Source organism: Intestinimonas butyriciproducens, from assembly GCF_016901775.1.
Lineage (GTDB): Bacteria > Bacillota > Clostridia > Oscillospirales > Butyricicoccaceae > Pseudobutyricicoccus.
In genome coordinates this window covers 26810-46282 of sequence record NZ_JACJKW010000020.1, presented here as the reverse complement: position 1 = coordinate 46282, position 19473 = coordinate 26810, and the positions used below count along the sequence as shown (strand labels likewise).

15 protein-coding genes, 1 pseudogene and 1 riboswitch are annotated in these 19473 nt (G+C 56.8%); of the genes and pseudogenes, 9 read left to right on the top strand and 7 right to left on the bottom strand.

Going from position 1 to position 19473, the window contains the following annotated elements; translation table 11 throughout:
• Positions 1 to 232, bottom strand: a pseudogene (locus tag H6A25_RS10660) (helix-turn-helix domain-containing protein); the annotation flags it as partial.
• Between the two features lie 390 nt (positions 233 to 622).
• Here H6A25_RS10660 and hpf point away from each other — a divergent pair.
• The 4 genes from hpf to H6A25_RS10640 all read left to right on the top strand — a co-directional run bounded on the left by hpf (position 623) and on the right by H6A25_RS10640 (position 4277).
• A complete protein-coding gene (hpf, locus tag H6A25_RS10655; protein WP_204752107.1) occupies positions 623 to 1159 on the top strand; it encodes a ribosome hibernation-promoting factor, HPF/YfiA family in 537 nt (178 codons plus the stop codon).
• 248 nt (positions 1160 to 1407) lie between these two features.
• Entirely contained in the window at positions 1408 to 2553 is a 1146-nt protein-coding gene (locus tag H6A25_RS10650) for a THUMP domain-containing class I SAM-dependent RNA methyltransferase (RefSeq protein WP_204752106.1), read from the top strand.
• A complete protein-coding gene (locus tag H6A25_RS10645; protein ID WP_204752105.1) occupies positions 2550 to 3479 on the top strand; it encodes a diacylglycerol/lipid kinase family protein in 930 nt (309 codons plus the stop codon). Before H6A25_RS10650 ends, H6A25_RS10645 begins: the two co-directional genes overlap by 4 nt.
• An 18-nt stretch (positions 3480 to 3497) precedes the next feature.
• Positions 3498 to 4277: a 4Fe-4S binding protein gene (locus tag H6A25_RS10640; RefSeq protein WP_204752104.1), complete on the top strand. Its 780-nt coding sequence runs from the start codon at positions 3498 to 3500 to the stop codon at positions 4275 to 4277.
• 60 nt (positions 4278 to 4337) lie between these two features.
• Here H6A25_RS10640 and H6A25_RS10635 read toward each other — a convergent pair whose 3' ends face one another.
• On the bottom strand, positions 4338 to 5069 hold the full coding sequence (locus tag H6A25_RS10635; protein ID WP_204752103.1) for a class I SAM-dependent methyltransferase: 732 nt from the start codon (positions 5067 to 5069) through the stop codon (positions 4338 to 4340).
• A 174-nt stretch (positions 5070 to 5243) separates the two neighbouring features.
• On the bottom strand, positions 5244 to 6320 hold the full coding sequence (gene eutH, locus H6A25_RS10630; protein ID WP_204752102.1) for an ethanolamine utilization protein EutH: 1077 nt from the start codon (positions 6318 to 6320) through the stop codon (positions 5244 to 5246).
• 244 nt (positions 6321 to 6564) lie between these two features.
• On the opposite strand from eutH, the gene H6A25_RS10625 reads away from it, so the two are divergent.
• The 5 genes from H6A25_RS10625 to H6A25_RS10605 all read left to right on the top strand — a co-directional run bounded on the left by H6A25_RS10625 (position 6565) and on the right by H6A25_RS10605 (position 12725).
• The gene (locus H6A25_RS10625) at positions 6565 to 6837 is read left to right on the top strand and encodes a co-chaperone GroES (protein WP_204752101.1); all 273 of its coding nucleotides are present in this window, start codon (positions 6565 to 6567) and stop codon (positions 6835 to 6837) included.
• 18 nt (positions 6838 to 6855) lie between these two features.
• Positions 6856 to 8478, top strand: coding sequence for a chaperonin GroEL (gene groL / locus H6A25_RS10620; protein ID WP_204752100.1), 1623 nt, complete (start codon positions 6856 to 6858; stop codon positions 8476 to 8478).
• A gap of 414 nt (positions 8479 to 8892) precedes the next feature.
• Entirely contained in the window at positions 8893 to 10257 is a 1365-nt protein-coding gene (locus H6A25_RS10615; RefSeq protein WP_204752099.1) for a zinc-ribbon domain-containing protein, read from the top strand.
• Between the two features lie 28 nt (positions 10258 to 10285).
• Positions 10286 to 11125, top strand: coding sequence for a hypothetical protein (locus H6A25_RS10610; RefSeq protein WP_204752098.1), 840 nt, complete (start codon positions 10286 to 10288; stop codon positions 11123 to 11125).
• 193 nt (positions 11126 to 11318) lie between these two features.
• Positions 11319 to 12725, top strand: a complete 1407-nt coding sequence (locus H6A25_RS10605; RefSeq protein ID WP_204752097.1) for an amidohydrolase family protein — start codon at positions 11319 to 11321, stop codon at positions 12723 to 12725.
• Between the two features lie 85 nt (positions 12726 to 12810).
• Here H6A25_RS10605 and uvrA read toward each other — a convergent pair whose 3' ends face one another.
• The 4 genes from uvrA to H6A25_RS10585 all read right to left on the bottom strand — a co-directional run bounded on the left by uvrA (position 12811) and on the right by H6A25_RS10585 (position 19213).
• The gene (gene uvrA, locus H6A25_RS10600; protein ID WP_204752096.1) at positions 12811 to 15642 is read right to left on the bottom strand and encodes an excinuclease ABC subunit UvrA; all 2832 of its coding nucleotides are present in this window, start codon (positions 15640 to 15642) and stop codon (positions 12811 to 12813) included.
• A 63-nt stretch (positions 15643 to 15705) separates the two neighbouring features.
• Positions 15706 to 17676, bottom strand: a complete 1971-nt coding sequence (gene uvrB / locus H6A25_RS10595) for an excinuclease ABC subunit UvrB (protein WP_204752095.1) — start codon at positions 17674 to 17676, stop codon at positions 15706 to 15708.
• Positions 17677 to 17791: 115 nt separating this feature from the next.
• Complete coding sequence (locus tag H6A25_RS10590; RefSeq protein WP_204752094.1) at positions 17792 to 18484, bottom strand: JAB domain-containing protein; 693 nt, start codon at positions 18482 to 18484, stop codon at positions 17792 to 17794.
• Positions 18485 to 18613: 129 nt separating this feature from the next.
• A complete protein-coding gene (locus H6A25_RS10585) occupies positions 18614 to 19213 on the bottom strand; it encodes a folate family ECF transporter S component (RefSeq protein ID WP_204752093.1) in 600 nt (199 codons plus the stop codon).
• A 63-nt stretch (positions 19214 to 19276) separates the two neighbouring features.
• Positions 19277 to 19377, bottom strand: a riboswitch (THF riboswitch).
• Positions 19378 to 19473 lie beyond the last annotated feature (96 nt).

The window sequence follows — 19473 nt, the reverse complement described above, 5'->3', positions numbered from 1 at the left end:
AGAGCGACTTGTCCCGCAGGTGATGGTTGGACATCACCGTGTAATCGCGGGTTTTCTCAATGCGGAATACCGCCATATTGGATACCTCCTTCCTTCGGTTTTGAAAAGTATTCGTTTCGGCGGGTTTGCGCCCCTGTATCGCCGCTTGGCCTCCCATGAGGGAAGGAATATGGGCGGTCTCGTTTGCGCCGCCCACAGGCGAAAAAACAGGGGATTTCCCACCCGTTTTCATACAGTTTTGCGTGCCCCCGGCAGGGCATAAAAAACGCCACAGGTTTGTGTTACCCATGGCGTTGCCCCGGCAGATGGCCGGTCTGTATTCAGTTATATGGTCAAGGGGGGCAGGCCCCGATTGACAGGCTCTGTACCCATATCTCGGCATTTCGTGGTCTTTCAGCGTGTCAAGGCTCACTCAACAGTAGTAAAATCGTAGTAAATGAGGTGGTTTTGACCTGTCTGAAATGCCCGTGGATACAGTGTTTTCAAGGGATAATCAGATTTTGGCTTGATTTTTTAATGAAAAAATCACAAAAAGGTCTCGCTTTTGCCTGGATATGTGCTATAATATTACCAAGAAAACTGAATAGAGCGTAGCGCATCAAAAAACAAAGGAGTGCTGACTATGAAGATGACCTTTACAGAGAGAAAGGTTTCCATTTCCGACGAGCTGAAAGAATATGCAACAAAAAAATGCGAAAAGCTCGAGCGGTACTTTGATAGAGACAACAGCGCCAAAGTGACTTTTTCCATGGAGCGGGGCCGGTACATCGCTGAAATCACCGTGGCCCACGCCGGGATGCTCTTCCGGGCCTCGGAGCAGAGCCATGATATGTATGGCTCCATCGACGGTGCTGTGGACAGCATCGAACGGCAGATCCTGAAAAATAAGACCCGGTTGGAGAAGCGGCTGCGCCAGGGCGCTTTTGACAAACCGGCGGAGCTGCAGATGCTGGCCGAGGATCAGGCTCCCGAGGATATCTATGATGTGATCCGGGTGAAGGAGTTTGAAGTCAAGCCCATGACCGTCCAGGAGGCCATTTTGCAGATGAACCTGCTGGATCACCAGTTCTTCTTCTTCCGCAACAATGAGGAAGATGACCGGTACAGCGTGGTCTATAAGCGCCAGAACGGCGGCTATGGCCTGATCATCAGCAAATAAGTAAACAAAATTCCAAAGCGGCGGGCGGCAGCCCGCCGCTTTTGCGCTTTCCAATGGCGGAAGGCCCGCAAGCAAATATTCTTTCCGGGGCGTATAGGGCCCGCCGGAGCAAAGAAAAGAATGGGAGCGGCGGTGCGCCGCAAAAAGTTTTTCCAAAGACCGTGAGACCATTGCCGGGAGGGGAAAAATCTGCGATAATAAAGGATAGATGCGGCACAGGCCGCAGGGAAGAGGAGAAAGAGAGAAACATGAACTATACCTTTTGTGTTCCCTGTCTTCTGGGAGTGGAAGGCTTGGTGGCCGATGAGCTGCGCTACCAGCATTTTGAAGGAGTCCGGACGGAAAATGGCCGGGTCTATTTTGAAGGACCTATGTCGGAGTGTGCCCGGGCCAATGTGCGTCTGCGCTGCGGAGAACGGGTGCTTTTGCGCCTGGCCTCCTTTCCGGCCTACACCTTTGAAGATCTGTTTCAAGGGGTCAAAAGCATTCCTTGGGCCGACTATCTGCAACAGGACAGCATTTTTCCAGTGGCAGGTTATTGCGTAGGCTCCCAGCTGCACAGTGTTCCCGATTGTCAGCGGATCATCAAAAAGGCAGTGGTGGAATGTCTGAAGGAGAGCTATGCCCTGTCCTGGTTCCCTGAAACCGGGGTCAAATACCAGATCCGCTTTGCGCTGCTGGAGGATCAGGCGGAGATCTATCTGGACACCACCGGCGCACCCCTTTATAAACGGGGATACCGTCTGGCCACCCAGCAGGCTCCCTTGCGGGAGACATTGGCGGCCAGCCTGGTGAAGATCACCCGGTACCGCGGCCGGGAAGAGATGATCGATCCGTTCTGCGGTTCCGGCACTTTGGCCATCGAAGCGGCCATGGTGTGCTGCCGTATTGCGCCTGGAGCACGCCGGAGTTTTGAAGGGGAAAGCTGGCTCTTTGCGGACAACGCCTGTTGGGAGGAAGAGCGTCAGCGGGCTTTGGGAGAAGAAGTGCGGGAAAGGCTGCCCATCACCGCCAGCGACATTTCGGGAGAAGCGGTGGAGCTGGCCCGGGAGAACGCCCGCCGGGCCGGAGTGGAAGACCTGATCACCATTCGCAGGGCCGACGCTCTGGGACTGCCTTATACCGGCCGGAAAGGGGTGCTGCTCACCAATCCTCCCTATGGTCAGCGGCTGTCCACCCAGGAGGAAGCCCGGGCCCTTTATGACGGACTGGGCCGGGCGCTGCACCAGACCCCGGGACTGAAAAAGTATATCATCACTTCCGATCCGGAGTTCGAGACTTATTTTGGGGCCAAGGCGGACAAGCGGCGGAAGCTCTATAACGGAATGCTCAAATGCCAGCTGTTTATGTATTATAAACAGGCTGTGGAAGAGGGGCGGGAAAAGAGAAGATGAAACACATCTTTTTGATCAATCCAGCGGCGGGAAGCCGGGGCCGTCAGGCCGAACTGGCCGGGGTGTGCCGCAAGGCCGCTCTGGAACAGAATCTGGAATATGAGATCCTGGTCACCGAGCACCCGGGCCATGGGGTGGAACTGGTGCGGAAGGCCTGTCTGCAAGGGGGCGGACAGCATCTGCGGTTTTACGCCTGCGGCGGCGACGGCACGCTGAACGAAGCGGCCCGGGGAGCCTTTGGGATGTGGAATGTGGCAGTGGGGCACTTCCCTGCCGGTACCGGCAACGATTTCATCAAGGTGTTCGGCCGGCAGATGAACCGGTTTTTCCAGCTGCCGGAGCTGACAAAAGGGGAAGAACTGCCCATGGATTATGTGGAAACCAACTGCGGCGGTGCAGTGAATGTGCTGTCGGTGGGCATCGATGCCCGGGTGGCAGCCGGAATGCGGAAATACAAGCGCCTGCCTCTGTGCCGGGGACAGTGGCCCTATGTCTTTTCGACGGCGGAAAACATTCTCCGGGGCCTGGGGGAAGAATACCAGGTTATCATTGATGGGAAGAGCTACGACGGAGATTATTCCATGATCTTTGCCGCCAATGGCCGGTGGTATGGAGGCGGCTTCTGCCCCGTGCCCGATGCGGATCCTCAGGATGGGCAGCTGGATGTGCTTTTGGTGAGCAAAGTAGGCCGCATGACGGCGGCCCAGGTGGTGGGGGCTTATAAAAAGGGCCTGGGGTATCAATATCCCCAGTATATCAAAAGAGTTCCGGCCCACGAAATGGAGATCCGCCGTCGGGATGGGAAGGATCTGTGCGTCAATCTGGACGGAGAGATCGCCTATACCCCTCGCTTGCAGGCGGTATTGCGCCAGGGAATGAAATTTATCGTGCCCCGGGGAGTCCAGGTGGAGCGCCGGGAAAAATAGAGAAAGAAGGAATGAAAAGTGGGAAATGTTCATGTGATGAGCTTCAGCCCCACCGGCGGCGGCAGAAAAGCCGCCATGGAAGTGGGAAAGCAGATCGCCCTTTCCGCTGGCTGCGCGGTGGGAGAGCTGTCTCTTAATCGCCCCGATGACCGGGCAGCCCGATATCACTTTGGAGCAGAGGATCTTCTGGTGCTGGCCTATCCGGTGTATGGCGGACGGATGCCCGCTCTGTTGGAAGAGACCATGACCCATCTGGCGGGGGAGAACACCCCGGCGGTGGTTCTGGCGGTTTACGGCAACCGGGCCTATGAGGACGCTTTGCTGGAAGGGGTGGAGCGGCTTCAGAAGCAGGGCTTTGTGCCCATCGCCGCAGGCGCCTTCGTGGCGGAGCACACCTACACCAGCGCCCTGGCGGGAGGCCGTCCCGATGAAAGCGACCTGGCTCTGGCCCGGCAGCTGGGGGAAAAGGCGGCAGAAAAATGGCAGAAAGGGGACAAAACCCTGGTGAAGGTACCGGGGAACCATCCCTACAAAGAGCGGGGCGCCGGTGCTTCCCGCCATCCCAAAACCAAGGACAGCTGCACCGGATGCGGTCTGTGCGCCTCTCTTTGCCCTATGGAGATCATCGATCCCCAGGACCCCAAAGCAGTGGGCGAAGGCTGTCTGGCCTGTTTTGCCTGTGTGAAGCACTGCCCGGTGGGGGCCAAGTTCTTTGAGGACGAGGGACTGGACAAGGCCAGGATGTGGCTGGAGGCCAATTTCCAGGAGCCCAAAACACCGGAACTATTTGTGGATTAAAAAAGATAACAAAATCCCGGAACTCTGTGGTTCCGGGATTTTTGTATGCAAAGATAAAAATTAGTCTTTCATAGCGGACACAAGCAGCATCATGGGGCGGCGCATTTCATCCTTCATGCCTGGGATGTCCATCATTTCAGCAGGGGGCTGAGGTTCGATAATGTGCTGCAAGGTAAGCCCATTTTGAAGCAATGTGTTCAGATAGGTGGTCAAAGTCCGGTGGTATTTGACAACCGGCTCTCCCAAAAAGATGGCCTTGCGGGGGCCTTCATAGTAATAGTTATCCACAGGGAAGTGGAGAATTTCCCCCTTCTCATCATAGTACCAGTCCTGAGGGCCGGAAGAAGTGAAAACCGGATGTTCTACGGAAAAGACCAGGTGACCGCCTTTTTTCAGCCAACGGGCAATGTTTTCCGCCAAAGGCCCGAAGTCTTTGACATAGTGGAAAGCCAGGGAGCTGAGGACGATGTCAAAGGTCTCAGGGGGAAACTGCAAGTCTTCCATGGCTGCGCATTGGTATTGGATCTGAGGCGCGGAGTTGATCTCCTGGGCCTTTTGGAGCATCTTGTGGGAGATGTCAGTACCCAGCACCGATGCAGCCTTGTGCTGGGCGGCGTATTTACAGTGCCAGCCGTAGCCGCATCCCAGGTCCAGAACGGTTTTTCCACAGAAATCCGGGAGAATTTTTTCAAGTTCTGACCATTCCCCTGCACCCTGCAAGCCTTTTTGAGAGCGGAGCATCTGGCTGTATTTCTGGAAAAAAACTTCGTTATCGTATTTGTTTTCTTTCATGTTTGGGTCCTCCCATGTAAATATTGTTCCGTGTTTTGTCTATTTACATGGGTTTATGCAATCTTTTGGGAGATGATACCACCGCACATATCCATTCACTCCCTTCCGGTGACAGAAACAGTATAGCACTGCTTTGCGGAAAAATCCATCTTACGGAAAGGGGGATAGGAAAACTCATTCCTCCATTTCGGCGGGGGTGGTGAGAAGGGCTGCGGCGATGGCGCACAGACCGCCGGCCAGCTTGGAGATCATGTAAATGGCCACCACCCGGGAGGGTTCCAGGCTGGAGACAAAGGCCAGCTGTCCCCCCAATACAAAGGCGCCGCTCACCGAAAAGGCGGCGTTTACCGCCTTGCCCCGGCTGTCCATCCGGTCAAAGAGGGGCAACATGGAAACGCTGGTGGCCAGGCACAGAAGCAGTCCCACCACCGCCGGTTCATTGATACGCATTTTCCGGGCCAGCCAATGCATGGGCGGGCTGAAGCGGGTGAGGGCCAGGTGGGAGAGCACCATGGCTCCGCAGATGACGCCGGTGACCTTGATGACCACCACCAGTGCTTCGTTCACCAGGTCCAGAGAAGCCACCTGCCAGGCAGGAATGAACAGGCCGGCCAGCACCAGGGCAAACAGGGTGAAACTGAGGATCTGTACGCCGCGGCCGATGCAGAGCAAAGCCTTGGTGGTGCCTTGGGGAAACCGGGACAGAGCCAGACACAAAAGCAGGCAGATGAGCAGAATGGGGGCGGTGTTCCGCAGCAGGGTGAGAAAGGGCAGGCGGAGAAGCAGGCCGCCCAGCACCACTCCGGCGGGAAGGGTGACAATGCCCAGCACAATGCCCCGCATCATAGCGGGGGTGTCTTCCTTTTTGATGGCAGACATGGCAATGGGCAGCACGAAACTGATGGTGCAGCCCAGACAGGAAGCCACCACCAGCCCGGAAAACAGTCCCACGGCCGGCGTGGATGCCATCTGCTTGGCAATGGAATAGCCGCCCAGGTCGGGGGCCAGCAGACTGCCGATGAGAAGGGAAGGGTCAAAGGGCAGCAGCTTTTCCAGGTGGGCAATGGCCCCGGCGCTGTGCTGCACAGCGGTGATGCCGATGGCATAGATGCCCACCAGCGACAAAGCCAGGCTTCCCATGGCAGCCAGACCATGGTCGATCTCGGCTCCCAGACCCATCCGGCCGCCAGCGATTTTGTCCAGCAGCCCCAGCAGTGCCAGAATCAGCATAATGGCAATGAAAATATTCATGGTTCCCCATTCCCCCAACCGGCATTTTTCTTTTGCAAAGAGTTCCGCAGAGCATCTTATCATGGAAAGGGAAGGAAGACAAGATGGCATTTTTTCCTTCGGTATCCAGCCATTCACAAAAAATTTTAAAATGGGGGCTTGAAAAACTCCGGCAGGTGGCATATTATAATACTTGTGTTAGCACTCCGGTGTAATGAGTGCTAAACCATTTCTGAATGGATTATCATTGAGGAGGTTATCCCATATGAAACTGCAACCGCTGGCTGACCGTGTGGTCATCAAAATGGTAGAAGCGGAAGAAACAACAAAGAGCGGCATTATCCTGACCGGCTCCGCCAAGGAGAAGCCCCAGGTGGCCGAGGTCATCGCTGTGGGCCCTGGCATCAAGGACAACAAGATGCAGGTGAAGGTGGGCGATAAAGTCATCACCAGCAAATTCTCCGGCACCGAAGTGAAGATCGAAGGCAATGAATACATCATTGTCAAGGAAAACGACATTCTCGCCATTGTTGAGTAATAGAGGAGGAAAACCATCATGTCCAAAGAAATCCTTTATGGTGAAGACGCCAGACGGGCCCTGGAGCGGGGCATCAATCAGCTGGCCAATACAGTAAAAGTGACCATGGGCCCCAAGGGCCGCAATGTGGTGCTGGACCGGAAGTACGGCACACCCCAGATCACCAATGACGGCGTGACCATCGCCCGTGAAGTGGAGCTGGAGGACATCTTCGAGAACCAGGGCGCTCAGCTGGTGAAGGAAGTTGCCACAAAGACCAACGATGTGGCCGGCGACGGCACCACCACCGCCACCCTGCTGGCTCAGGCTTTTGTCCGTGAGGGCATGAAGAATGTGGCCGCAGGCGCCAACCCTGTGGTTGTGAAGAAGGGCATCCAGAAGGCTGTGGATACCGCCATCGAAGCCATCCGTCTCAACTCCCAGGCTGTCAGCGGCACCGAGGACATCGCCCGTGTTGCCTCTGTTTCCTCCGGAGATGAGTCCATCGGCAAGCTGATTGCTGAGGCCATGGAGAAGGTCACCGCTGACGGTGTCATCACTGTGGAAGAGTCCAAGACTGCTGAGACTTACAGCGAAGTGGTGGAAGGCATGCAGTTTGACCGGGGCTACATCACCCCCTACATGGCCACCGACACCGAGAAGATGGAAGCGGTGCTGGATGACGCCTATCTGCTCATCACCGACAAGAAAATCAGCAACATCCAGGAACTGCTGCCCCTGCTGGAGCAGGTGGTTCAGGCCGGCCGCAAGCTGCTGATCATCGCTGAGGATGTGGAGGGCGAGGCCCTGTCCACCCTGATCCTCAACAAACTGCGGGGCACCTTCAGCTGCGTGGCCGTCAAGGCTCCTGGCTTCGGCGACAGAAGAAAGGAAATGCTGAAGGATATCGCTACCCTCACCGGCGGCGAAGTGATCTCCAGCGAGCTGGGTCTGGATCTGAAGGATACCACTCTGGATCAGCTGGGCCATGCCACCACTGTGCGGGTCACCAAGGAGAACACCATCATCGTGGGCGGCCTGGGCGATCCCGAAGCCATCAAGGCCCGTGTGGATATGATCCGCAACGAGCTGGAGAACACCACCTCCGACTTCGACCGTGAGAAGCTCCAGGAGCGTCTGGCCAAGCTGGCCGGCGGTGTTGCCATCATCAAGGTGGGCGCTGCCACTGAGACCGAAATGAAGGAAAAGAAGCTGCGCATCGAAGACGCCCTCAACGCCACTCGCGCTGCTGTGGAAGAAGGCATCGTAGCTGGCGGCGGCACCGCTTATGTCAACGCCATCCCCGCTGTGGCCAAACTGGTCACCAAGGTGGAAGGTGACGAGAAGACCGGTGTGCGTATCGTCATGAAGACTCTGGAAGAGCCCATGAAGCAGATCGCTGTCAACGCCGGTGTGGACGGCTCCGTTGTCATCGAGAAGGTGAAGAATGCCAAGCGTGTGGGCTATGGCTTCGACGCCTACAACGAGGTCTATTGCGACATGATCAAGGCTGGCATTGTGGATCCCACCAAGGTCAACCGCTCTGCCCTCCAGAACGCCGCTTCCGTGGCTGCTCTGGTGCTGACCACCGAAGCCATCGTGGCCGAGAAGAAGGAGCCCGCTCCTGCAGCTCCCGCAGCCGGCGGCATGGATATGTACTAATCGGTCAGCAGCATAAGCTGAATAAAATTTCCATGTGTGAAAATCCCGGACAGACCGTTTTGCGGTTTGTCCGGGATTTTTTCCTTTGTGTAAAAAATGGAATGGCAGCTGTTTTTCACAGATTTTGCCGGAAAGGCTGTGGAAATTTCATTGCAACTATGCTATACTGAGACCATCAAATTATTCATAATAAGTTTCCGGAAAATTTACATTCTGGCGGAAGAACGATGAAATCTGCAAACAGATGGATGTTTACTCGCTGAAATGGAAAGATTGCGGAAAACACGGACACCGTCCTGCGGTGGGGACAGGGCGGCAGATGGGGGGAGGATATACAAACGCCGTGCCGGGCTTTGGCACATATGGCGGTGACCAAAGCCTTCTCAGAGAAATCAGTGAAAGAGAGGAAAGATTATGTTTTGTCCAAATTGTGGGAAACAGCTTCCCGATGACTCCACATTCTGCGAGCATTGCGGTGCAAAGATCGAGGCGGAGCAGCCCAAAGCAGCTCCCAGTGCTCCGGCCCAGAGCCCTGTGCAGCCTTCGGTGCAGGCTCCGGCTCCCAGCCAGCCGGCTCAGCCCAGCCCCCTGACCGAGTTTGTCAAGAAGAACAAGAAGATGGTGGGGATCGGCGCCGGTGTGCTGGTGCTTCTCATTGCAGTGGTGGCCTTTATCGCCACCCGTCCCCAGAAAGTGAAGCTGGAGGATTATGTAAGCGTTACTTTTTCCGGTTATGACACCATGGGCAATGCCACTTATACATTTGATGTCGAGGCTTTCTGCAAGGAATATGCTGGAAAGATCGAGTATCAGACCCCGGCCCTGGGTGAGAGCATGGATGACCAGGCCATCTGCCAGATGCTGTTGCAGGATTGCGTCAGCGGCAGCCTGAATAAAAACCAGGAGCTGGCCAATGGGGATGAAGTCACCTATGAATGGAACTGCGACGACAAGACCGCTTTGGAAAAATACGATGTGAAGCTGTCTTATGATGACATGAAGTTCACCGTGGAAGGCCTGGAAGAAGTCCGGGAAGTGGATCCCTTTGAAAATGTGAAGCTGGAATACACCGGCACAGCCCCCAATGGCCGGGTGGAGGTGGTGTGCGATTCCACCGAGGATTGGGCCCAGGCATTGGTGTATTCTGCGGATCCCTACCGGGATCTGGACAATGGAGATACTGTGACAGTGTCCATTGCCCAGGATGATATGGGGGATGAATGGGAAAGAGTGTTCCTGGAAAATTACGGTGTCAAGTTCACTGCTACCGAAAAGGAATACACAGTGGATGGTCTGGGTTCTTACCTCACCAAGCTGGAGCAGGTGGACAGCGCTACTCTGGAAGAGATGAAGTCCCGGGGTGCAGACGCCATCAAGGCCGAAGCCGCTCAGGATTGGGACGAGGCCATTTCCCTGGACAGCGCCACCTATGTGGGCAACTATTTGCTGGTGGCCAAGGATCAGGAAACCAATTCCCGGAAGAATGCGCTCTATCTGGTTTATCAGGTGCAGAGCACGGCCAGCTTCCCCGAGGAGGGCTATCAGGGCAGCGTCACCTTCTATTATACCGTGCGCTTTGACAACCTGATCGCAACGCCCGACGGCAAAGTTCAGGTGGAACTGGGGGATTATGTGACCCAGAACGGCCGTTTCCGCACCGAGTTCAACGGTCACGGCTATTACTTCCCCGGCTATGAAAGCCTGGATGAGGCCTATCGTCAGTGTGTAACGGTGAATGTGGATCGGTATACATACGAAACCAGCACCGTGGAGCAATAAGAGAGAAACGAGAAAGTGAGGGATTTCCATGGCATTTTGTAGGTATTGTGGACGGAAACTGGAGGATGGCGAGGTTTGCACCTGCCAGCAGGCTCAACAGAACCAGGCGCAAGCACAGCAGGCGGCACCCCAGCAGAATGTACAGCAAGCGGCGCCCCAGCAGGCTGCGGCTCAGCCGGGTGCGGCCCCTGCGGTTTCGGTTCAGGGCAAGCAGGTGCTGGACGCTTTGCTGAAAGATCTGATCGATTTGGTAAAGGCGCCGGGCACCAGTGCACAGGGCTATGTGCGCCGGGGCGATGTGACAGTGTCGGTGATTTTCCTGCTTCTCCAGGGGATCTGTTCGGCGATTTTCGCCCTCTTCTGCATTGGAAAGATCAACAGCCTGATCGCTCTGGGCGGAAGCATGACCCAGAACATCAAGTTCTCCGGTGTGGGCGCTTTCTTCCTGACGCTGCTGTATACAGTGATCTTTGAAGCCATCCTGGCCGGACTGTATTTTGCCGTGGGCAAGCTGTTGGGCGGACAGCTCCGGTTCCAGGAAGCTCTGTCCATTGTCTCCATGCGTTCGGTGATCCTGGTTCCCATGATCCTGGTCAGCTGCCTGGTGTTCCTGCTGAACATTTCCGCCGGTATCGTGTTCTATTTTTGTGCCGGCGCTCTGGCGGGCGTAACCTTCCTGGTGGCCGGCAGCAGCGGTATCGCCAATCTCAGCCCCAACCGGAAGGTCTATCTGAATCTGATCGTCACCGTGGTCTTCACTTTGATCTTCCTCTTCCTGGGAACAAAGCTGCTGCCCAGCTATGTGCCCTCTTCTCTGCGGGAATTCTTCTCCACAGACAATCTGATGAATATGCTCAGCAATATGTAATTGCGGGAACAAAAGTCGCCGGAGTGCTTTGCATTCCGGCGACTTTTTCTCTCCGGCCGGGGTAGGCGGCGGCAGGAGGATATGATATACTGGTTCCGGAGCGGACGGCGCAACCGTTGCAGACCGCCGTTTTCTCGCCTTTTGCAGAGCAAGAAAATCTGTGATCATGGAAAAGGGAAAGGAGCCGTAAATTATGTGGGATCTGCTTTTGACAAACGGTGTCATCATCACAGTGGATGGGGAACACCACATCTATGACAAGGGGTATATCGGGGTGGAAGGGGACACCATTGCCGCCATCGGCCCCATGGAGGAGCTGGGAGAGCGCAGTGCTGCCCGGGTCATCGACTGCAAAGGCCATGCCATTCTTCCCGGTCTGGTGGACGGCCATGGCCATGGGGGCCATTGCCTGATCCGCACCCTGGGAGAGCATCTGGACGATGGCTGGGAGGAGATGGCCGAGACCATCTACTACAAATGCACCGATCCGGAGTTCTGGCGGGCCGAGGGAGCGCTGGCCGCCGCAGAGCGGCTGAAATTCGGCACTACCACCGCCGTATCCATGGTGGGCAGCACGCCCCGGGTGGACAGCATTCTGCCGGTGCAGGCCAACCTGGAAGGATCGGTGGCCACCGGTATCCGGCAGTTGTCGGGAATCGGATGTCCTTACGGCGCCTATCCCAAGGTGGCCCGCACTTATCGGGAGGACGGCAGCTTTGAGGATATAGAGGTCACGCCGGAAATGGCTTATCAAACCACCGAAGAAGCGGTGCGCACGCTCAACGGCCATCACAAGCGGATGATGTGCATTGTGGCCCCTGGACGCATGGGCCGCCGCCCCGATGAAAGCGACGAAGCAAACATCCGCCACAACCGGGAGATGCACCGCATTGCGGAAACCTACGATGTGCCGCTGCACACCCACGCCTATGGCGGCGATGTGCAGTTTATGATGGATCATACCCCGGAGGTGCTCACTCCCCGGCTCAGCCTGACCCACAGCACCGGATACAGCCAGCAGGAGCTGGAGATCCTGGCCCGCACCGGCCCCTATGTGTTCCATGGCCCCACCACCCATGCCAATGCAGTGGGCCACTGCCCGGTGCAGGAGATGCTGGAAATGGGCATCCATCTGGCGGTGGTCACCGACGGCACCGCCGGAGACCGGAGTTTTGATCTGTGGCGGGATATGAAGAATGTACAGCTGTTCCAGCGCTTCCGGAAGAGAGACGGAAATCTGCTGCCCTGCGGTAAGGTGCTGGAGCTGGTGACCATCGAGCCGGCCCGGGCACTGGGGCTGGATCATCTGATCGGTTCCCTGGAAGTGGGCAAGCGGGCCGATATCATCGCTGTCAATGTGATGCAGCCCCATCTGGCCCCCTTCGTCATGCCGGTGCAGCGGCTGGTCTATCACGCCATGGGCCAGGATGTGGATCTGGTGATTGTAGACGGCCAGATCGCCATGGAAGGGAGAACCCTCACCCAGATCTCGGAAGAAAAGGTGCTGGAGGATGCCGCCCGGGCCTTTGAGAAGATGATGAGCCGTCTGAACCGGCCGGAAGTCATGGAGAACGACAAGCTCTATGAGCTGCGTCAGTGATGAAACATGATCCGGAACACACCGGAGAGAGAAAAACAGCAAAAGAGAAAGCCCTTGGCCAGACCGCCAAGGGCTTTCTCTTTCTTTATTTGCCTTTTTCCAGATAGGGCTTCAGATATTGGCCGGTATAGGAAGCAGGGTTCTGGGCTACCTCTTCCGGGGTGCCCTGAGCCACCAGAGTACCGCCGCCGCTGCCGCCTTCAGGCCCCAGGTCGATGATGTGGTCGGCAATTTTGATCACATCCAGGTTGTGCTCAATGACGATGACGGTATTGCCCGCCTGCACCAGCGCATCCAGCACCTGGGTCAGTTTGTGCACATCGGCAATGTGCAGTCCGGTGGTGGGTTCATCCAGAATATACACCGTTTTGCCGGTGTGCCGCTTGCTCAGCTCGGTGGCCAGCTTGACCCGCTGGGCTTCGCCGCCGGAGAGGGTGGTGGAGGGCTGGCCCAGCTTGATATATCCCAGGCCCACATCGTACAGGGTCTGGATCTTCTTTTGCACCTTGGGGATGCTTTCGAAGAAGGGAAGGGCTTCTTCCACCGTCATGTCCAGCACTTCGTTGATGTTCTTTCCCTTGTAGTGAACTTCCAGGGTTTCCCGGTTATACCGCTTGCCGCCGCACACATCACAGGGCACATAGATGTCGGGGAGAAAATGCATTTCGATTTTTACCAGGCCTCCGCCGCCGCAGGCTTCACACCGTCCGCCCCGCACATTGAAGGAAAACCGGCCGGGGCCGTAGCCACGGGCTTTGGCGTCCTGGGTTTTGGCGAAAATCTCCCGGATATCCCCGAACAGTCCGGTGTAGGTGGCCGGGTTGGAGCGGGGGGTGCGGCCAATGGGGGATTGATCGATGTTGATCACTTTGTCCAGGTACTGGAGGCCGTCGATCTTGTCAAAGGCGCCGGGCCGGGTGCGGGACCCGTTGAGCTCGGCGGCCAGATGCTTATAGAGCACCTCGTTGATCAGGGAGCTTTTCCCCGAGCCGGAAACACCGGTGATCACCGTCAGGGTACCCAGGGGAATGTCCACATTCAGTTTTTGCAGATTGTTTTCCCGGGCGCCCCGGATCTTGAGAAAATGGCCGTTGCCTTTCCGGCGTTCCTGGGGAACCGGGATATATTTTTTGCCGCTGAGGTATTGACCGGTGAGGGATTCCGGGCAGTCCATAATGGCCTGGCAGTCTCCGGCGCAGAGGATCTCGCCGCCGTGAACACCGGCTCCCGGCCCCACATCGATGATATAATCGGCTTCCCGCATGGTTTCTTCGTCATGCTCCACCACGATCAGGGTGTTGCCCAGATCCCGCAGCCGTTTCAGGGTGCGCAGCAATTTGTCGTTGTCCCGTTGGTGCAGGCCGATGGAAGGCTCGTCCAGGATGTAGAGCACCCCCATCAGGGAAGAGCCGATCTGGGTAGCCAGGCGGATACGCTGGGCTTCGCCGCCGGACAGAGTGCCGCTGGAGCGGGACAGGGTCAGGTATTCCAGACCTACGCTGCGGAGAAAGCCCAGCCGCTCTTTGATTTCTTTCAGAATCCGTTGAGCGATCATGGCTTCCCGGTCGGTGAGAGTCAGTCCTTCCAGAAATTCCAGTGCCTTTGTCACGGAAAAATCGGTGAAATCGGTGATGTTGATGCCGCCCACTGTCACGGCCAGAGCTTCGGGTTTCAGTCTCTTGCCGTGGCAGGCCTGACAGGGGATGGGGCTCATGCATTCTTCAATCTCTTCCCGCACACTTTCGCTGGCGCTTTCCCGGTACCGCCGTTCCAGGTTCCGCAGCACTCCTTCAAAGGCCTGGGTATAGTGGCCGCTGCCGCCGGAACGCTTCCAGTGCAGCTCCAGTTTTTCCCCCTTGGTGCCGTAGAGAATGGCGTCCAAAGCGGATTTGGGCAGATCTTTCACCGGGGTGTCCAGGGAAAAACCGTATTTTTCGGAGAGGGCGTTGAAATACATCCGGGCGATGCTGCCATCGTCCAGGGAGTTCCAGCCGGAGGCTTTGATGGCCCCTTCGTTGATGGACAGATTCCGATTGGGAATGATCCGCTGGGGGTCCAGTTCCAGCTTCATCCCCAGACCGGTGCATTCCGGGCAGGCGCCGTAGGGATTGTTGAAGGAAAAGAGCCGGGGGGTCAGCTCTTCGATGGAGATGCCGCAGTCCTCACAGGCGTAGTTCTGGGAAAACAGGGTTTCGCTGCCGCCAGGCACCTGGGCGATCACCAGGCCCCCGGACAGGCTGGCGGCCGTTTCCACCGAGTCGGTGAGCCGGCGCTGAACCCCTTCTTTCAGAACGATCCGGTCCACCACAATTTCGATGTTGTGCTTTTTGTTCTTTTCCAGCTTGATCTCTTCCGAAAGGTCATAGAGATTGCCGTCCACCCGCACCCGCACAAAGCCACTGCGCTGGGCGTCCTCGAAAATCTTCTGGTGTTCGCCTTTGCGGGCTCGCACCACCGGGGCCAGGATCTGCAGCCGGGTGCCTTCACCCATGTTCATCAGTTGATCGATGATCTGGTCGATGGTCTGCTGACGGATCTCTTTGCCGCATTTGGGACAGTGGGGCGTGCCGATGCGGGCCCACAGCAGGCGGAGATAGTCGTAGATCTCGGTGACGGTGCCCACCGTGGAGCGGGGGTTTTTGGAGGTGGTCTTCTGGTCGATGGAAATGGCCGGGGACAAGCCTTCGATGGAGTCCACATCGGGCTTTTCCATCTGGCCCAGAAACATCCGGGCATAGGAGGAGAGGGATTCCACATACCGGCGCTGGCCTTCGGCGTAAATGGTGTCAAAGGCCAGAGAGCTTTTGCCCGAGCCGGAAATGCCGGTGACCACGGTGAGGGTGTCCCGGGGGATGGTCACATCCACATTCTTCAGGTTGTGCACCCGGGCCCCTTTGACGATGATTTTGTCGATCATACTTTTCCAAACCAATCCCCCGGGGGACGATGCCCCGGGGGCCTTTCTTCTGGGATGGGGAGGCTACTTTTCCTCCCGGAGCTTTTTCAGCTGGTCCCGGAGTACGGCAGCGTATTCAAATTCCAGCATCTTGGCCGCTTCCCGCATATCCTTTTCCAGCTTCTGTATGGTCAGTTCCTTTTGCTTCTTGGTCATTTTCTTCAGGCTGTCCGCCGGCATGGCCAGGGTGCTGGCATCCCGGGAGATCTCGATCACATCCCGCACGCTCTTGAACACCGTTTTTGGGGTGATGCCATGGCGCTTGTTGTAATCGTCCTGGATAGACCGGCGGCGCTGGGTTTCCCGGATGGCCCGGTCCATGGAGGGGGTGATGGTATCGGCGTACATGATCACCTGGCCGTGGGCGTTTCGGGCCGCCCGGCCAATGGTCTGGATGAGGGAGGTTTCGCTGCGCAGGAAGCCTTCTTTGTCGGCATCCAGAATGGCCACCAGGGATACCTCCGGCAGGTCGAGACCTTCCCGCAGAAGGTTGATGCCGATGAGCACCTGAAATTCACCCAAACGAAGATCACGCAAAAGCTGCATCCGTTCGATGGTGTCGATGTCGTGGTGCATATACCGGCAGGCAATGCCCTCCTGACGGAGATAGTCGGTCAGGTCCTCGGCCATCCGCTTGGTAAGAGTGGTGACCAGCACCCGCTCCTTCTGCTTTTCCCGCTGACGGATCTCGTCGATCAGATCGTCGATCTGACCTTCCACCGGCCGGACGATGACCTCCGGGTCCAGAAGTCCGGTGGGGCGGATGACCTGCTCCACCGTCTGGGAAGAGCGGGTGCGCTCGTATTCTCCCGGGGTGGCGCTGACATAGATCACCTGGTTGATCCGCTCCTGGAACTCCGGGAAGTTGAGGGGCCGGTTGTCAAAGGCCGAGGGCAGACGGAAACCATAGTCCACCAGCATTTCCTTCCGGGCCCGGTCGCCGTGGTACATGGCCCGCACCTGGGGCAGGGTCACATGGGATTCGTCGATGATCATTAAAAAGTCTTTGGGGAAATAATCCAGCAAGGTGTGAGGGGCCGAGCCGGGAGCCCGGCCGGAAAGCACCCGGGAATAGTTTTCAATGCCGCTGCAAAAACCGATCTCCCGCAGCATTTCCATATCATAGGCGGTGCGCTGCTTGATACGCTGGGCTTCGATGAGTTTGCCCTCTTTTTCGAAGAAGGCCACCCGCTCTCTGGCTTCTTCTTCGATCTCCCGGATGGCCACCTCCAGCTTGTCCTTGGGGGTGACATAGTGGGAGGCGGGGTAGATGGCCACATGATCCACCACCCGGCGCACCTGGCCGGTGACAATGTTGATCTCGGAGATCCGGTCGATTTCGTCGCCGAAAAACTCCACCCGGATGGCGTAATCGTCGGTGTAGGCCAGGTGAATCTCCAGGGTATCGCCCCGCACCCGGAAACGGTTGCGGTCAAAGCTGATGTCGTTGCGCTCGTACTGGATCTCCACCAGTTTGCGGCAGATCTCGTCCCGGTCCCGCACCTGGCCGGTGCGCAGGGAGATCACCATGTTGGCATAGTCGATGGGGTCGCCCAGGGAGTAGATGCAGGAGACGCTGGCCACGATGATCACATCTCGCCGCTCAAACAGGGCGGAGGTGGCCGAGTGGCGCAGCCGGTCCAGTTCGCTGTTTACATCGGAGTCCTTTTCAATATAGGTATCGGTGGAAGGGATATAGGCCTCTGGTTGGTAGTAATCATAGTAGGAGACGAAAAACTCCACGGCGTTGTGGGGGAAAAACTCCCGGAACTCCGAGCAGAGCTGGGCGGCCAGGGTTTTGTTGTGAGCCAGGACCAGGGTAGGCCGCTGAACTTTTTGGATGATGTTGGCCATGGTGAAAGTTTTGCCCGAGCCGGTGACGCCCAAAAGGGTCTGCTCCGGCAGGCCCAGCTCCACCCCTTGGGCCAGTTTTTCGATGGCCTCCGGCTGATCTCCCGAAGGTTTATAATCGCTGACGATCTGAAATTCCGGCATAGTGCCCCTCCTTTGCTTTGGGCAGTAAAAGGCGCCGCGCCAAACCGGGCGGCGCTTCTGGCAATATTATAGCAGAACATTTGTTCCGACACAACCATTTGCCGGATACTGGATGTTATGGATAATAGGAAGCGTTCATGGAAAAGTAGCCGGAATCGGCCATGGATACATAGTCGTTGTCGGCCACGATGATGTGATCCACCAGGTGCACCGTGACGCCGGCCAGGGCGCTATAGAGCCGGTCGGTGGTGTGCAGGTCTTCTTCCGAGGGAAGAGCCACTCCATTGGGATGGTTATGGGCCAGCACCACATGGGCGGCATTGAAGCGCAAAGCGGTTTCTACCACCGAGCGGGAGCTGACGGCGGCGCTGTTCAGGTTGCCGGTGGCCAGCAGGATGCAGCTGAGCAGGCGGTGCTTGCTGTCGGTGCATATAAGGAATACCGTTTCCACTGTACGGCCGATAAACCGGGGGATCAGGTAGGCGGCGCATTTTTCCGGGGAGTTCAGCACCACATGGGTTTCTTGCTCGGAATAGTACATCCGGCACAGGCCGGGGATGAGCCGCAGCAAAGTGGCGGCATTGGGACCGATGCCGGGGATCTTCTGCAAAGATTCCCGGGGCGCATGGCAGATGCCGTGGAGAGAGCCATACACATGGAGCAGCTCATGGGCAATGGGATTGGTGTCCACACGGGGCAAAGCACAACTGAGAAGCATTTCCAGCATTTCATGGTCGTGAAACCCATCAGCGCCCATCTGGTCATAGCGTTGGCGCATCCGTTCTCTGTGGCCGTCGTGTATACCCATAGTGTCCGCTCCCTTTTATTTTTTCATACATATATCTATTGTAACGGGGCGGCCTGTTTTTGGCAAGGCCTTGGAACGCATAAAAAAAGACGGGCGGCCAGCCCGTCTTTTTTAGGATGGGAGTAAAAATCAGCGGCGGGAGCCAGCCTTGGCAGAAGGCACCAGCCCCGAGCGCTGGAGCACCGGCTCCAGGGCCTTGAACAACACCAGCAGGATGATCACTTCAACGGGGATCATTACGGTGTTTTTCACCAGGCTTTTGGCGGCATAGAACCAGAAGGCCTTGCCCAGCAAAATGGCGTTCCACAAGGAGCCCAGTCCCACATTGATCAGATAGGCGATACAGATGCGGGCGCCGGCCAGCCGGGGCAGATTGGGCTTTTGCCGGTAGAGGAACAGTCCATAGAAGAAAACGCCCAGCATGGTGTTCAGGGTATAGCCGGGGAAAAAGCTGAATCCGGAAGGAAAGAGGAAAAACTCCGTCAGGTCGATGACCGCTCCGGCAGCCAGACCAACCACAGGCCCGCACACCGCCCCCAGAATGGCTCGGGGGATAAAGGAAAAATATACCCGCAGGCTTTCGCTCACCGGGATAAACAGGCCGCCCATAGCAATGGAGATGGCCGAGAGCAAAGCGGCGATCACCAAGGTGCGCAGGTGTTTGAACTCTTTCACCGATGCGATCCAGAAAGCGGGGCGCAGGGGGGACAGATAGGTTTTTTCGGGCATAAAAAATACCTCCTCAGTTTGTGATTGCCACATAGAGGAGGTCTGGCCGCCGCTCCGGTATGTGACAGCGGGATGCGGCGAATCTACGGCAAGCCAAAAAGCTTTTCGTCCAAAGGGCAACTCCCCGTCCCTTCGGCACTTGACCCATATCCGCCTACTCTGTCAGATTGATTGACAAACACAGTATACACGATTGCCGGGCCAATGAAAAGGGGGAGATGTTCGTCATTTGACACGAAAAAACAGGGAGAATTTTGGAA